13 protein-coding genes are annotated in these 14,649 nt (G+C 68.2%); 8 read left to right on the top strand and 5 right to left on the bottom strand.

The window, feature by feature from the left end; translation table 11 throughout:
• Positions 1-91 precede the first annotated feature (91 nt).
• From HFP48_RS25550 to HFP48_RS25530, 5 genes are all read left to right on the top strand, one after another.
• Entirely contained in the window at positions 92-919 is an 828-nt protein-coding gene (locus tag HFP48_RS25550) for a mycofactocin-coupled SDR family oxidoreductase (protein WP_006941616.1), read from the top strand.
• Positions 920-960: 41 nt separating this feature from the next.
• Positions 961-1,488, top strand: coding sequence for a nuclear transport factor 2 family protein (locus HFP48_RS25545; RefSeq protein ID WP_168580266.1), 528 nt, complete (start codon positions 961-963; stop codon positions 1,486-1,488).
• 24 nt (positions 1,489-1,512) lie between these two features.
• A complete protein-coding gene (locus HFP48_RS25540; RefSeq protein ID WP_043802030.1) occupies positions 1,513-3,204 on the top strand; it encodes an FAD-dependent oxidoreductase in 1,692 nt (563 codons plus the stop codon).
• Between the two features lie 237 nt (positions 3,205-3,441).
• Positions 3,442-4,275 (top strand): mycofactocin-coupled SDR family oxidoreductase, encoded by an 834-nt coding sequence (locus tag HFP48_RS25535; protein WP_006941613.1) that lies wholly within the window; start codon positions 3,442-3,444, stop codon positions 4,273-4,275.
• A 45-nt stretch (positions 4,276-4,320) separates the two neighbouring features.
• Positions 4,321-5,565 carry a cytochrome P450 gene (locus HFP48_RS25530; protein WP_006941607.1) on the top strand — a complete coding sequence of 415 codons (1,245 nt, stop codon included), beginning with the start codon at positions 4,321-4,323 and terminating at the stop codon, positions 5,563-5,565.
• Between the two features lie 219 nt (positions 5,566-5,784).
• Here the strand turns inward: HFP48_RS25530 and HFP48_RS25525 are convergent, their stop codons facing one another.
• From HFP48_RS25525 to HFP48_RS25505, 5 genes are all read right to left on the bottom strand, one after another.
• Positions 5,785-7,053, bottom strand: coding sequence for a cytochrome P450 (locus HFP48_RS25525; RefSeq protein WP_168580265.1), 1,269 nt, complete (start codon positions 7,051-7,053; stop codon positions 5,785-5,787).
• A gap of 335 nt (positions 7,054-7,388) precedes the next feature.
• Entirely contained in the window at positions 7,389-8,132 is a 744-nt protein-coding gene (locus tag HFP48_RS25520) for an acetoacetate decarboxylase family protein (RefSeq protein ID WP_006934121.1), read from the bottom strand.
• A gap of 33 nt (positions 8,133-8,165) precedes the next feature.
• Positions 8,166-8,657 (bottom strand): nuclear transport factor 2 family protein, encoded by a 492-nt coding sequence (locus HFP48_RS25515; RefSeq protein ID WP_144415056.1) that lies wholly within the window; start codon positions 8,655-8,657, stop codon positions 8,166-8,168.
• Between the two features lie 359 nt (positions 8,658-9,016).
• Positions 9,017-9,454: a hotdog domain-containing protein gene (locus tag HFP48_RS25510; protein WP_006934119.1), complete on the bottom strand. Its 438-nt coding sequence runs from the start codon at positions 9,452-9,454 to the stop codon at positions 9,017-9,019.
• Between the two features lie 20 nt (positions 9,455-9,474).
• Positions 9,475-10,269 carry a glucose 1-dehydrogenase gene (locus tag HFP48_RS25505; protein ID WP_168580264.1) on the bottom strand — a complete coding sequence of 265 codons (795 nt, stop codon included), beginning with the start codon at positions 10,267-10,269 and terminating at the stop codon, positions 9,475-9,477.
• A gap of 163 nt (positions 10,270-10,432) precedes the next feature.
• Between HFP48_RS25505 and HFP48_RS25500 the strand changes: the two genes are divergently transcribed.
• From HFP48_RS25500 to HFP48_RS25490, 3 genes are read left to right on the top strand one after another with little or no spacing between them, the layout of a single operon-like run.
• Positions 10,433-11,581 (top strand): acyl-CoA dehydrogenase family protein, encoded by a 1,149-nt coding sequence (locus HFP48_RS25500; protein WP_006934114.1) that lies wholly within the window; start codon positions 10,433-10,435, stop codon positions 11,579-11,581.
• A 30-nt stretch (positions 11,582-11,611) separates the two neighbouring features.
• A complete protein-coding gene (locus tag HFP48_RS25495; RefSeq protein WP_168580263.1) occupies positions 11,612-13,549 on the top strand; it encodes a 2-oxoacid:acceptor oxidoreductase subunit alpha in 1,938 nt (645 codons plus the stop codon).
• Entirely contained in the window at positions 13,546-14,625 is a 1,080-nt protein-coding gene (locus HFP48_RS25490) for a 2-oxoacid:ferredoxin oxidoreductase subunit beta (RefSeq protein ID WP_043802038.1), read from the top strand. Before HFP48_RS25495 ends, HFP48_RS25490 begins: the two co-directional genes overlap by 4 nt.
• Positions 14,626-14,649 lie beyond the last annotated feature (24 nt).

Genomic DNA, 14,649 nt, shown 5'->3' with positions numbered 1-14,649 from the left:
TCTGCACGCAAGCCCGGCCGGCCTCCTCGCGGGGACGGTCGCCCGGTCCGTGGCGCGAACCGAAGAGCGAGTCGAGAGAGAGGTTCACGTCATGGGATTCGACGGAATGGTTGCCTTCGTCACCGGTGCGGCGAGGGGACAGGGGCGCAACCACGCGGTGCGGCTCGCCCGCGAGGGCGCCGACATCATCGCGATCGACCTGTGCGCTCCGGTGCAGGGCGCCCCGTACGACATGGCCACCCGGGCGGACCTCGACGAGACGGTCCGCCTGGTGCAGGCCGAGGGGCGGCAGATCGTCGCCACCGAAGCGGACGTGCGGGATTCGGCCGCGGTCGCCAAGGCCGTGGCGACGGGGGTCGAGCGGTTCGGCCGCCTCGACGTCGTCGTCGCCAACGCCGGGATCGCCGGCAGCTATCCGGTCGAGGATCTCACCGACGAGATCTGGCGCGACATGATCGACATCAACCTCACCGGCGTGTGGAACACGGTGAAGGCCTCCGTCCCGCACCTGCGTGCCGGCGGCCGCGGCGGCAGCATCGTGCTGATCAGCTCCATCGCCGGACTGAAGGGCCTGCCGAACAACGCCCACTACGCGGCGGCCAAGCACGGCGTGCTCGGCGTGATGCGCAGTCTCGCCAACGAACTCGGCCCCGAAGGTATCCGGGTCAACGCGGTCCTGCCGACCAACGTGGAGACCCGCATGCTGCTGAACGACGCGATCTACAAGTTGTTCCTCCCGGACGAGCCGCAGCCCACCCGGGAACAGGTCGAACCGCTGCTGCACGGCATGCACGCCCTCGACGTCCCGTTCGTGCAGCCCGACGACGTCAGCAACGCCGTTCTGTTCCTCGCCGGAGCCGAGTCCCGCTACGTCACCGGCATCACGATGCCGATCGACGCCGGCGCCCTGGTGAAGTAGTGACAGGCCCCGAAACGCGCTCTGCGACGGAAGGACACGACATGCTCGACGGCCGGGACCGCCACCCGCGACGGACGGAGGATGTCCTCGAGATCCGCGAACTGGCGACGCGGTACGCCCTGGCCGTCGACGACCACGACATGGAGACGCTGGCCGCGCTGTATACGCCGGACGCCGCGTTCCGCGGTCTGTCGGAATCGCTGTGGGGGCGGGACGCGATCGTCACCTACGTTCGTGCCGCGCTCGACGGATACGACGGGGTCAGCGTGCACACCCCGCACCCCGGCACAGTGGACTTCACCGATGAGGACACGGCGCAGGGGGTCGTGCCCTGCCACGTCGAGTTCGCGCAGGCGGGGGTGCAGAGCATTCTCGCGTTGCGGTACCACGACCGTTACGTGAGACGGGCCGGGCGCTGGTACTTCGGCGAACGCCGGCTCGAGGTCCGGTACGCGACGCCGACCGCGACGTACGGGACGGTCCTCACGGCCGGGGCCGCACCCGACCCGCCGTCCCCCGCCGAGCAGGACGGACGACTCCGGCCGAGTCCGTCACCCACCTTCGACTGAACCATCCCGAGAGAGGGAATTACGATGCAAGACAACGACGGATCGGACGCCTACGACGTCATCGTGCTCGGCAGCGGGGGTGCCGGACTGTGCGCCGCCCTGTCGGCCGCCCGGTGCGGTGCCCGAGTGGGCGTGTTCGAGAAGGGCGAACTGCTCGGCGGTACCACGTGCCTGTCGAGCGCCGTGGCGTGGCTGCCGAACAACCGGTACGCGCGGGAGGCGGGGATCGTCGACTCGCGCGAGCAGTCCCTCGCCTACCTCGAATCCCTGTCGCACGGGATGATCCTGCCCGAACTCGCGGAGGCGTTCGTCGACACCGTTCCCGAACTGCTCGACTGGCTCGACACCACGCCGCTGAAGATGCGCCTCGTCGCCGGCTACCCCGACTACCACCCCGAGCGGCCCGGCGGGATGCCGCAGGGCGGACGCTCCCTCGAACCCGACCTGTTCAGCTTCATCGACCTCGGCCGATGGGAGGACAAGCTCGTCGGGGTCCCGCGCCGTATGACGGTCGCGGAGACCCCCATCGGCGGCGGCACCGGCCACCTTCCCCCCGACGTGCTCGAGCAGCGGGAGCGGGACCGCGTGGAGGGCCTGGGCCGCGGCATGATCGCGGCCTTGCTCCAGGGCTGCCTCGACGAGGGCGTCGCCGTGCACACCGGGGAGCGGGGCGTGCGGCTGATCCAGGACGAGTCCGGCCGCATCACCGGCGTGCGATTCGAGGGGCGGAACGGGGCGCACGACGTGCGCGCGGAGCACGGCGTCGTGCTCGCCACCGGCGGCTTCGAATGGGACGAGCGGCTGCGGCGCGACTTCCTGCGCGGACCGATGGCGCACCCCGCCACCGTGCCCACGTGCACGGGGGACGGATTGCGCATGGCGATGCGCGTCGGCGCGCAGCTCGGCAACATGCGCGAGGCCTGGTGGGCGCCGGTCGCGGTGCTGCCCGGGCAACGGGCGAACGGTGCCCAGGCCGTCCAGCTCGTGCACCGGGAGCGCACTGCGCCGCACTCGATCATGGTCAACCGGCTCGGCCGGCGGTTCACCAACGAGGCGACCAACTACAACGCGCTCGGTGGGGCGTTCCACCAGCTCGACGCGCACGACTTCGACTACCTGAACCAGCCGTGCTGGCTGATCTTCGACGCCGACCACGTCGAGAAGTACGGGGCGTTCGGGGCCGCGCCGGGCACCGAAGCCCCGGAGTGGGTCGTGCGGGCCGACACTCTCGCCGATCTGGCACGGCAGATCGACGTCCCCGCGGACACCCTCGAATCGACGGTCGCCCACTGGAACGAGGACGTGCGCCGGGGCCACGACAGCGAGTACCACCGCGGCGAGAGCGTGTACGACGGGTTCGTTGGTGACAAGAACAGGTACCCCGGCGTGGAATCCACCCTGGGACCCGTCGCGCGGGCCCCCTTCCATGCGGTGCAGATCCACAGCAGCACGCTCGGCACGAAGGGCGGTCCGCGCACCGACGCCGACGGCGCGGTCCTCGACGTCGACGATCGGGTCATCCCCGGCCTGTTCGCCGCCGGGAACGTCATGGCGGCCCCCACCGGCATGGTCTACGGCGGAGCCGGCGGAACCCTGGGCCCTGCCCTGGTATTCGGCTACCGGGCGGGCCGGGCCGCGGCGAGGGCGTCGCTCCGTGCGGCCGATCCGTCGGCGGATCCGGCCGCGGCGCCGTTGCGGCCGGTGTCGCTCGCCTGACGGATCAGGGGAGGGATCCCTGCCGAATATCCGCGCGGTCCCCAGTCAGCCGCGACAGCCGTTCGTTGCTGTCGCGGCTGACTGCCGTGCGCGCGGCTCCGGAACCTGTGCCGGCACGGGACGTAGGTGTCCGGCGATCGGGGACCTTCGGACCTTGCGGGCTCACTAGCTAATAATCATGATAAGCATTAGAGTGCGGTTCGTCACAGTACGCATACAATGAGAACGGGAGCACCCATGGGACGAGTAGCCGGAAAGGTCGCGCTGGTCACCGGCGCCGCCCGGGGTCAGGGACGATCGAACGCCGTCCGCCTCGCGGAGGAGGGTGCCGACGTCGTGATCCTCGACTCCTGCAAGGACGTCGACACGGTCGCGTATCCGCTCGCCACCACCGACGACCTCGCCGAGACCCACCGGCTCGTCGAGGCGACGGGCCGCCGCTGCCTGTCCCGGGTGGTCGACGTGCGTGACCAGGCGGCCCTCGACCTCCTCGTCTCCGACGCCGTCGACGAGTTCGGGCACCTCGACATCGTCAGCGCCAACGCCGGCATCGTCAGTTTCACGCCCACCTGGCATCTCAGCGACGAGGAATGGCAGAACGTCATCGACGTCAACCTCACCGGTGTCTTCCACACCGTGCGGGCCGTCGTGCCCCGGATGATCGAGCAGGGTACCGGCGGCGCGATCGTGCTCACCAGCTCGGTCGCGGCGATCCGGGCGAGCCGCAACCTCGGGCACTACGCGGCCAGCAAGGGCGGGGTCGTCAGCCTCATGCGCACCCTCTCCAACGAGCTGGGGGAACACGGCATCCGGGTCAACACCCTCAACCCCGGCACCGTCCGGACGGACATGATCGAGAACGACGCCATGTACCGCATCTACCGTCCGGACCTTGAGTCGCCCACGCAGGCCGACATCGTCGACCACTGCCGCCGGCGCAACGAACTCGACGTCCCCTGGGTCGAGGCCGTCGACATCAGCAATGCCCTGGTCTGGCTGGCCTCCGACGAGGCCCGGTACGTGACCGGCGTGGTCCTGCCCATCGACGCCGGATTGCTCGCCAAGGCCTAGAACCCGATTCGCCGCCAACGAATCCCGTCTCGGAAGGAACGCACGATGGAAAGCCCCGCTCGCTGTCCGGTCGTCCACTTCGACCACAATTCGCCCGAGCACTCGGCCGACCCGGCCGAGTCGTACCGGAAGATCCGCGAAACCGTCAAGATCGGCTGGACTCCCGCTCACGGCGGATACTGGGTGCTCTCCGACTACAGTTCGGTCTTCGACGCCGCCCGCGACGACGAGACGTTCTCCTCGGCGCGCAGCGAGTACGGCGGCGACGGGCTGTCCGTGGTGATCCCGAAAACCCCGCATCACGACCATATTCCGATCGAGCTCGATCCCCCGGAGTTCCGCAAGTACCGCAGGATCGTCAACCCGGTCAGTGCGCCGGCCGCCGTCGAGAAGATGAAGCCCACCATCGACCGGCACGTCGCGGGCTTCATCGACAGCGTGATCGAGAGCGGTGAGTGCGACCTGACGTCGGTCATCGGAGTGCCCTCGATCGTCACGGTGGAGTGGCTCGGACTCGACGTCTCGGAGTGGCGCCGCTACTCCAACGCCCACTTCCAGGTGCTCGCGGGAATTCCGGGCACCCCCGAGCACACCCGCGCGGTCGAGGTCGACTTCCCGTACCTGGCCGGACGCATCGAGCAGACCATCACCGAACGGCGACGGGATCCGAAGGACGACATCATCAGCTACCTCGTCCAGCAGGAGGTCGACGGCAGCCCGATGAACGATCACGACGTGTTCGCGATCGTCGACCTGCTCATCTCCGGCGGCGTCGGCACCACCGCGTCCCTGGTGAGCAACTCGCTGGTCTGGCTCAGCCGCCACAAGGACGTGCGGCAGCGTCTCATCGACCACCCCGATCTCCTCGATCACGCCATCGAGGAGTTCCTGCGGTACTTCTCGCCGACCCAGGCGCTCGCCCGCACCGTGACGCACGACGTCGAGTTCCACGGCTGCCCCATGCAGAAGGGCGACCGGGTGCTGCTGTCGTGGGCCTCCGCCAATCGCGATTCGGAACTGTTCGACAAGCCCGACGAGATCGACATCGAACGGTGGCCCAACCGGCACACCGCCTTCGGCATCGGTGTGCACCGCTGCGCCGGTTCGCACCTCGGCCGGTACATGTCGCACGCTCTGATCAGCCAGGTGCTCGAACGGATGCCGGACTACGACGTCGACCTCGCGGCGCTGCAGCCGTACCCGCGACAGGGCGTGAACACCGGCTACCAGCGCATCCCGGCCACCTTCACGCCCGGTCGCCGGGTACTGACGGACTACACGCTGCAGTAACGTCTTTCGCCGACGCGGCAGTGACGTCTTTCGCCGACGCGGCAGTGACGTCTTTCGCCGACGCGGCAGTGCCGTCTTTCGCCGACGCGGCAGTGACGTCTTTCGCCGACGCGGCAGTGCCGTCTTTCGTCGACGCGGCAGTGCCGTCTTTCGTCGACGCGGCAGTGCCGGCCGTCCGCGTACGCGATCGCATGCGCGGACGGCCGGCTGTCGCGGCTGTCAGCCGAGCTTCCCGGTCGGTTCGAACTTCACGCGCAGTTCGGGGATGCTGCGGGTGTAGAGGCCCTCCTCGCGCGGTACGAAGCCGTCCTGGTACTCGATCGAGTCCATCGTGTCGAGCACGAGGTTCAGCGCGATGGTCATCTCCGTCTTCGCGAGCATAGAGCCCACGCAGAAGTGGCGGCCGAGGATGAACTGCACGTGGTTGGCCGCACCACTGAATGCTCGGTCGACGTTGAGGTCGGTTCGGAAGATGTCGAACTCGTCCGGATTCGAGAAGTGGCGCTCGTCGCGGTTGGCGGCCGCGAGCATCATGATGCACGTCGCCCCTGCGGGGATGGTCGAGTCCTCGATCTGCACCTCGTCCTCGGTCTGGCGCATGATCATGTGGACGGGTCCGGAATACCGCAGCGTCTCGGCGATGACGCGGTCGGCGAGGGTGCGGTCCTCGCGCACGGCCCGCATCTGCTCGGGATGGTCGATCAGATTGCGAATCATGCTGGCGATGGCCTTGTCCGTCGTCTCGCCACCGGCGACGAGGAGCAGACTGACGAAGGCCTTGATCTCCTCGTCGGACATCTGCTCGCCGTCGACCTCCGCGCGGCACAGGCGCGAGAGCAGATCGTCGCCGTCGCCCGAGCGTCGTTCGCGGATGATCGGCAGCATGTACTCGCGCAGCTCGACATGGGTGCGTTCGGCGGCGGCGTTGATCTCGGGGTCTCCGGCCAGGTTGTTGAGATAGGCCATGATCGAGAGGTACCAGCCGCGGAACCGCTCGTGATCGCTCTTGGGCAGGCCCAGCATGTCGACCATCACGTTGATGGGGAATCGGCTGGTGAACTGGGAGACGAGTTCGGCCTCGCCCTGCCGGGCCACCGCGCCGAGCAACTCGCCGGCGTTGCGCGCGACGATGTCGCCGATCAGCTGGGCGGCATTGTGGGTGATGGCCGGCATGAAGCGTTCGAGTCCGTTGCCGCGGAAGAACGGGTTGAGCAGCGCGCGGTGCGTGGAGTGCTCGCGCCCTTCCATCTGCAGGATCGTGCGGCCGTGGATGGGCTCGAGCTGCCATTCGTAGTTGCGGCTGGAGAACTTCGGGCTGCGGAAGGCCTCGGCGCAGTCGGCGTACCTGCTGATCAGGTAGCTGTCCGTGCCCTCGTGGTGCAGGGCCGGGTAGTGGTCGCGCAACACGCGGTGGAGCGGGTACGGGTTGTCGAGGAACTCGGGGGAGAGGATGTCGGGGGCGATGGGGCGGGGATCGACTGCGGTCACTCTGGGATCTCCTGATCGTCGAATCGAGGGTCGAGCAGGATCGGTGCCGGAGCACCGGTCGGGGTCGTGCCGCTCCGCCGAGGGTCTGGGGCCGGAGGTGGACAGTGATCCGGATCACTAGGTGCTGATAACTATAAATACGATTCGAATGATGTCAACGCATATTGGTGAAACGAGTTCTCGACGGGAACGGGCGCCCACTCGTGAGGAGTGGGCGCCCGCACCGAATCTGCCGTCCAGCTCGAGGGTGCTGCCACGCCGGCGGTAGTCGGCGAGCGCCGCGTCGTACTCGTCGTCCGATCCGAGTCGGCTGCACATGCTGGACCCGCAGCGGGTTAGAAGAACCGTTTGACGACCTTCGCTGTCGGCGCGACGTCCATGTCCGAGCGGACGTAGAGGGCGTCTGTGATCCGTTTGATCGGCAGGGTGTGCCATGGATCGAGTTCGGATTCCACACCGAACGAGATCGAGCCGCGCCCGGACCATGCTTGCTTCGGGGTCACACGGCAGGAGTTGAGCACCAGATCCGCGAGCGACGGGTCCCCACCCTCGGGATTCGGGATGACCCGGAGGCCCATCGGCTTCATGTCGTAGGGCTCGAGGTCGACCGGACGCTCCGGCTTCATCTGTACGGTGCAGATGCGGCTTCCCTTGGGACGTTCCACGATTCCCTGCATGACCTCGCTTTCCTGCTGCCACTCGATGTGGCCGAACTTCTTGGGGTTGCCCCAGATCTCACGGCCGGCGGCGAGTGCCGACTCCTGGTTGAGCAGGATGCGGACGGGATAGATGCACGGCTCGCCCTCCCACGTGCAGTCGAGGAACTGGTAAGCCTCCTCGTACGCACCGAACGTGGTGAACGGCATCTTGGCGATGACGATGCGGACGGTTGCGGGGAGAGTGAGTTCGAAACCCGCTGCCTCCGGAAGGAGGTCGAGCGCGGCGTTCTCGTCGGTCTCGTAGGCGACCGTGATGGTCTCCATGTCGCGATAGTAGACGGGCGGCTTCGGGTAGAGCGGCTCGTCCACCGGCATCGTGTAGCCGAATTTCTCCCGGGTGAGTCGTCCCTGCTTGGCCATGATTGCTCCTTGCGTCGAGGGAAATGTGGCGGATCAGTGTTCGTAGACGGGAGTGGTGGTACCCCGGGGGACGATCATCTTGTCGAACTGCGCCTGCTCGATCAGGGCGGTGTCGCAGAACTCGAGCATGGCCGCGATCTTGTCGTCGCGGACGGTGACGATCCAGCAGTACTGGTTCTTGTACGGAACCCCGTTGCGGCCCATGCCATCCGAGCGGCAGAATACGACGACGCGCCCGTCCTCCAGCGAGAGGACGTCCTCGACCTCGAGTGGCTTGATGCCGTACTCCTGGCTCAGGCCCTGCACGGACGGGCCTTCGCGCTCCTCGCCGCGGAAGTTCGCGCCGAGAAAGTCGTTCTGGATGGACTCGAGACCCTTGTAGGTGCCCGAGATGGGAGTGGATCCGATGAGGGTCCAGGTGGCATCGGGATGGAAGTAGCGGGTGAACGCGTCTCCCACCCCCTCCGAATCGCCGCGGACGGCGGCGAGCCAGTTCTGTACGACCTTCTTTTCGTTGGTTCCCATGTCCATTCGCTTTCGTGATTCCGGGGCGGGCTGCTCCCGCGCCGGTCGACAGGTCCGTCCCGAGGAAAGCCGCCGTCGATGCTCGCGCATCGGCTGGGATGGGACGGGGGCTCTCCTGCGGTCGCTCGGGCCTCTGCGGATCGTCGAATCGACGGTCGAGCGGGAGTTGCGTCGCTCAGGGGCGAGCGCCTCCGCGGACGGTTCGGGATCGGAGTCGAAGTGATCCAGATCACCGATGCTGACGACTGTATGCGGAATTTGGTAATTGTCAATGGATTTCGCGCACGCCGAAGATGCCGAAGGGGGCGTCCACTCGGTGGAGTGGACGCCCCCTTCGCGCGCGGGAACTCGCGCGGGAACTACGGTTGCGTCGTCTTCGGCGGCTCCAGCGTCCGGAGGGCGGCGAGCAGCCGCTCCGGGATCGGGGCCTTGTTTCCATCGGCGCCGCGCACGGCGAACGTGATCTTGCCGTGAGCGACGAGTTCGTCGCCGCGCTCGAAGTCGAATCCCAGCGCGTACGAGGTGGTGCCGAGGTGGTCGAGGACGACCGTGCAGGTCAGCTCGTCGAACACCTCGCAGCTGGTGATGTACTGGCACTCCGACTTCAGGCCCACGGTGTAGACGCCGACGGTGTCGAGCAACGTGTGGCTGTCGAGGCCGAACGAGTGCAGCCAGACGCTGTACGTGCGTTCCATCCACGGGTAGTTGATGGCGAAGTACGAGATCCCGACGGCGTCGCAGTCGCCGTAGGCGAGCTGGAAGCGCTGCTGCGTGACGGCGGTGGTGGCGGTGGTCATGTCGTGTCCTTCCGGGTGGATCAGGGGTGGCCGCCGTCGACGGTGACGATGGAGCCGGTCGTGAAACTCGAGGCGTCGCTCGCGAGGTAGAGGGCGGCGCCGACGATCTCGTCGGGCTGTCCGCCGCGCTTGGCGGCGAAGCGCTGCGCCCGATGGGAGAAGGCCTCCATGTCCCACGAGTTGCTCACGCCCGTGAGGAAGGTGCCGGCCATGATTGCGTTGCTGCGCACCGTGGGACCGAACGCGTGCGCCATGCCGATCGTAACGGCGTTGAGTCCGGCCTTGGCGGCGGCGTAGGGAAGGATGTCCGGCCTGGGGTGCACGGACCCGGCGCTGGAAATGTTGATAATGGATCCGCCGTCGCCCTGCGCCATGCGGGTTCCGACGAGTGCCGCGAGCCGGAACGGGCCCTTGAGGTTCACCCCGATCACTTTGTCGAACAGCGTTTCGCTGACGGTGTCGAGACTGTCGTACAGCGGGGACATGCCCGCGTTGTTGATCAGCACGTCAATCTTCCCGAAGTGACCGTAGGCCGCCTCGACGAGTTCCTCGATCGATTCCCATCGTCCGACGTGGAACGAGTGCGCAAGCGTCTTGCGTCCCGTCTCCTCGGTGATCTCGTCGGCGGTGGCCTGGCAGGAGGCCAGGTCACGGCTGGCGATGACGACGTCGCAGCCGGCGCGAGCCAGCCCGAACGCCATGGCGCGGCCGAGGCCCCGGCTGCCGCCGGTGACGATCGCCGTGCGGTCGGTCAGATCGAACGCGCGGACGGGGTCGAACCCCGGGCGGGTCCGGCCGGTTGTTGAATCGGTCATCGAGTTCCTCCACTGGTCCTGGTTGACGGTACCCAATTCCTTGCTATTGTGATCATAGATTAGCGGATAGTGATCCAGTTCACGACAATGGCCGAGACCGCGCCGAGTCACACCGCCGTGTCGCACCCGGTGGATCGGACGCATCGCCAGAACGGAGTACAAGGTGAGTGACGACCAGCAGGACCTGTTCGCCCTGCCGCAGCGGTACCTCGACCTCCAGCGGGAAGCCCGGGACCTCGCGGCCGAGTGCGCCGACATCGCTGCGCGCGCCGACGAGGCGGACAGCTTCGATCCGGACGTCCGCAAGCGGCTGACCGCGTCCCGGCTCACCGAGGTCGTCGTGCCGGCTGCCTACGGTGGTCGCTTCGAGAAGGTCGACTCGCTCGCGGTGACCATCGTGCGCGAGGCCCTCGCCGCCGAGTCGGCCCACCTCGACTCCATGTTCGGCATGCAGGGCATCGGCAGCTACTGCATCAGCGTCGGCGGCTCCGAGGAACTCAAGGCGGAGTGGCTGCCCAAGGTGGCCCGGCTCGAGGCCGTGGCCGCGCTCGGCCTGACGGAGCCGCACGTCGGCTCCGACCTCAAGGCACTCAGCACCACCGTCGTCGAGCGCGACGGCAAGCTGATCGTCGACGGGCACAAGTCCTTCATCACCAACGGCGGCGACGCGGACTTCTACAGCATCCTCGCCCGCGAGGGCGACGGATACTCCCTCGTGCTGGTCCCGGCCGACGCGCCCGGCCTGCGCATCGAGCGCCCGCACCAGATCATCGCGCCCCACGTGCTCAGCGACGTCATCCTCGAGAACGTCGAGGTACCGGTCGGCAACCGCATCGGGGAACCGGGCAAGGGCTTCGGGCTCGTCCTCGCCACCCTCGCCACGTTCCGCGTGTCCGTGGCCGGCGCCGCCGTCGGCGTGGCCCAGGCCGCGCTGGACGAGGCGGTCGCCCACGCCAAGACCCGGGAGGGCTTCGGCGTCAGCCTCGCGCGTCTCGGATCGGTGCCCGAGCACCTCGCCTCCTGCTGGACCGACATCGAGATGGCGCGCTCGCTGACCTACCGCGCGGCCGCCGCGTCGGCCCGCGACGCACGCGCCAATCTGCACCTGTCGTCGATGGCAAAGGTCGGCGCCACCGAGGCGGCCGCCCGCGTCGTCGACCGCTCGGTGCAGATCATGGGCCGCTTCGGGCTCGTGCGCGGCGGGAAGCTCGAGCGCCTCTACCGGGAGGCCCGTCCCATGCGGATCTACGAGGGCTCGACCGAGGTGATCTTCGATTCCCTGGCCAAGCAACTCGTGAAGGAAGCCCATTAGGGGCAGAATGCGGACCAGAGGCAGGCACCCATGACAACGGACGCGAACACCACCAAGCTGGAGCGAGTCGTCATCCGCTTCGCGGGCGACTCGGGCGACGGCATGCAGCTGACCGGCGACCGGTTCACCTCCGAAGCGGCCGCGTTCGGCAACGACCTCGCGACGCAGCCGAACTTCCCCGCCGAGATCCGGGCACCGCAGGGCACGCTGCCCGGCGTGTCGTCGTTCCAGATCCAGATCGCGGACCACGACATCCTCACCGCGGGTGATCGCCCGGACGTCCTCGTCGCGATGAACCCGGCGGCGCTGAAGGCGAACATCGGCGACCTGCCGCGCGGCGGCACCGTCATCGTCAACACCGACGAGTTCACCAAGCGCAACCTGTCCAAGGTCGGCTACGCCGCCAGCCCGCTCGAGGACGGCAGCCTCGACGAGTTCGTGATCCACCAGGTGCCGATGTCGAGCCTGTCGGTCGGGGCGGTCGAGCCGGCCGGCCTGAGCCGCAAGGACGGGGAACGCGCGAAGAACATGTTCGCGCTCGGGCTGCTGTCGTGGATGTACAACCGGCCGGTGGGGCGGATCGAGGAGTTCCTGCGCACCAAGTTCGCCAAGAAGCCGCAGGTCGCCCAGGGCAACCTGCTCGCATTCCACGCCGGGTGGAACTACGGCGAGACCACGGAGACGTTCGCGACGACGTTCGAGGTGGCCAAGGCGGACCTGCCGCCCGGTACGTACCGGCAGATCACCGGCAACACCGCCCTGGCCTACGGCCTGGTGGCCGCCGGTGAGCTGTCCGGGCTCGAGGTGTTCCTCGGGACGTATCCGATCACTCCCGCCTCCGACATCCTGCACGAGCTGACCAAGCACCGCAGCCTCGGCGTGACCACCTTCCAGGCGGAGGACGAGATCGCCGCCATCGGCGCGGCAGTCGGGGCCTCCATCGGCGGCGCCCTGGGCGTCACCAGCACCTCCGGTCCGGGCCTGGCCCTCAAGAGCGAGGCCATCGGCCTGGCCGTGATGACCGAAATCCCCCTCGTGGTGATCGACGTGCAGCGCGGCGGACCGTCGACGGGCCTGCCGACCAAGACCGAGCAATCCGACCTGCTGCAGGCGCTGTACGGGCGCAACGGTGAGTCGCCGGTCGCGGTGCTCGCGCCGCGCTCGCCGGCCGACTGCTTCGCCACCGCGGTCGAGGCGGCCCACATCGCCCTGACCTACCGGACCCCGGTGCTGCTGCTGTCCGACGGCGCCATCGCCAACGGCTCCGAACCCTGGCAGATCCCGCGGGTAGACGAGCTCGCCCCGATCGAGCCGGGCTACGAGACGGGCCCGGACGCCGGCGGTGCGCCCCTGCGCCCCTACGCCCGGGACCGCGAAACCCTGGCCCGCACCGTGGCGATCCCCGGAACGCCCGGCCTCGAGCACCGGATCGGTGGCCTCGAGAAGGCGAACGGCAGCGGCAACATCTCCTACGACCCGGCCAACCACGATCTGATGGTGCGCCTGCGCCAGGCGAAGATCGACGGGATCTCGGTCCCGGACGCCGAGGTCGACGATCCGTCGGGGCAGGCGGAACTGCTGATCGTGGGATGGGGCAGTTCCTACGGGCCGATCGGCGAGGCGTGCCGCCGGGCCCGGCGTCGCGGCACCGCGGTCGCCCACCTGCACCTGCGGCACCTGAACCCGTTGCCGCGCAACCTCGGTGAGGTGCTCGGCCGGTACCGCACGGTGATCGCGCCCGAGATGAACCTGGGACAGCTGACGAGCGTGCTGCGGGCGCGCTACCTTATCGACGTCCAGCCGGTGACCAAGGTTCAGGGCCTGGCCTTCCTCGCCGACGAGATCGTCGACGCGATCGATGCCGCGCTCGCCGGCACCCTGCGCGAGCTGGAACACGCCAAGACCACCGCCGCGCTGGCTGCGGCCGAGTACCGTCCGGAGCCGGACCGCGAGGAGGAATCGGCATGACCGAGTTGATCAGCCGCGTGGGCACCGATCTCGGACTGAGTGCCACCGCGCTCGTCCCGACGACCGACACCCCGCAGAAGGCCAAGGACTTCACGAGCGACCAGGAGGTGCGCTGGTGCCCGGGCTGCGGTGACTACGTCATTCTGGCCGCGATCCGCAACTTCCTGCCCGAACTCGGCCTGCGGCGCGAGAACCTGATGTTCGTCTCGGGCATCGGCTGTTCGAGCCGGTTCCCGTACTACCTCGAGACCTACGGCCTGCACTCCATCCACGGCCGTGCGCCGGCAATCGCGACCGGTCTGGCCGTCACCCGGCCCGACCTGTCGGTGTGGGTGGTCACCGGTGACGGCGATGCCCTCTCGATCGGCGGAAACCACCTGATCCATGCGCTGCGCCGCAACGTGAACCTCACGATCCTGTTGTTCAACAACCGGATCTACGGCCTGACGAAGGGGCAGTACTCGCCCACGTCCGAGGTCGGGAAGATCACCAAGTCCACGCCGATGGGTTCGGTGGACCACCCGTTCAACACGCTGTCCCTCGCTCTCGGTGCCGAGGCCACCTTCGCGGCCCGAGCGCTCGACTCCGACCGCAAGGGTCTGACCGACGTGCTGCGCCGCGCAGCCGAGCACCGGGGCACCTCGTTCGTCGAGATCTATCAGGACTGCCCGATCTTCAACGACGGCTCCTTCGACGTGCTGCGCAAGGAGGACGCCGAGCAGCGGGTGATCCCGCTGCGCCACGGTGAGCCGATCGTGTTCGGCGCCGAGGGTCAGAAGTGCGTCGTCCGTGACGGATTCGGACTGCGCGTGGTGGACACGGCGACGGCCGACCCGGGTGCGATCGTGGTGCACGATGCGCACGCCGACGATCCGGAGTACGCCTTCGCGCTGTCGCGGCTGTCCGACCAGGACCTCGAACACACCGTGTTCGGCGTGTTCCGCAGCGTTGCCCGTCCGACGTACGACGACCTGGTGCGGGAGCAGAACGAGAGCGCCCGCACCGGCGGTCTCGACCGCCGAGACTCCCTGCAGTCCTTGTTGACCGGGCACGACACCTGGACTGTGTCCGATTAGCCCGATGTTCGAATAGGGTCGATC

The sequence above is a fragment of the Rhodococcus sp. DMU1 genome (genome assembly GCF_012272955.1).
GTDB classification, from domain to species: domain Bacteria; phylum Actinomycetota; class Actinomycetes; order Mycobacteriales; family Mycobacteriaceae; genus Rhodococcus; species Rhodococcus aetherivorans.
The sequence above is the reverse complement of the archived record's forward strand: the minus strand, read 5'-3'. Positions and strand labels throughout refer to the sequence as shown.

Coding starts and splice junctions, on each gene's coding strand:
- HFP48_RS25550 (WP_006941616.1), top strand. CDS start 92: ATGGGATTCGACGGAATGGTTGCCTTCGTCACCGGTGCGGCGAGGGGA.
- HFP48_RS25545 (WP_168580266.1), top strand. CDS start 961: ATGCTCGACGGCCGGGACCGCCACCCGCGACGGACGGAGGATGTCCTC.
- HFP48_RS25540 (WP_043802030.1), top strand. CDS start 1,513: ATGCAAGACAACGACGGATCGGACGCCTACGACGTCATCGTGCTCGGC.
- HFP48_RS25535 (WP_006941613.1), top strand. CDS start 3,442: ATGGGACGAGTAGCCGGAAAGGTCGCGCTGGTCACCGGCGCCGCCCGG.
- HFP48_RS25530 (WP_006941607.1), top strand. CDS start 4,321: ATGGAAAGCCCCGCTCGCTGTCCGGTCGTCCACTTCGACCACAATTCG.
- HFP48_RS25520 (WP_006934121.1), bottom strand. CDS start 8,132: ATGGCCAAGCAGGGACGACTCACCCGGGAGAAATTCGGCTACACGATG.
- HFP48_RS25515 (WP_144415056.1), bottom strand. CDS start 8,657: ATGGGAACCAACGAAAAGAAGGTCGTACAGAACTGGCTCGCCGCCGTC.
- HFP48_RS25510 (WP_006934119.1), bottom strand. CDS start 9,454: ATGACCACCGCCACCACCGCCGTCACGCAGCAGCGCTTCCAGCTCGCC.
- HFP48_RS25505 (WP_168580264.1), bottom strand. CDS start 10,269: ATGACCGATTCAACAACCGGCCGGACCCGCCCGGGGTTCGACCCCGTC.
- HFP48_RS25495 (WP_168580263.1), top strand. CDS start 11,612: ATGACAACGGACGCGAACACCACCAAGCTGGAGCGAGTCGTCATCCGC.
- HFP48_RS25490 (WP_043802038.1), top strand. CDS start 13,546: ATGACCGAGTTGATCAGCCGCGTGGGCACCGATCTCGGACTGAGTGCC.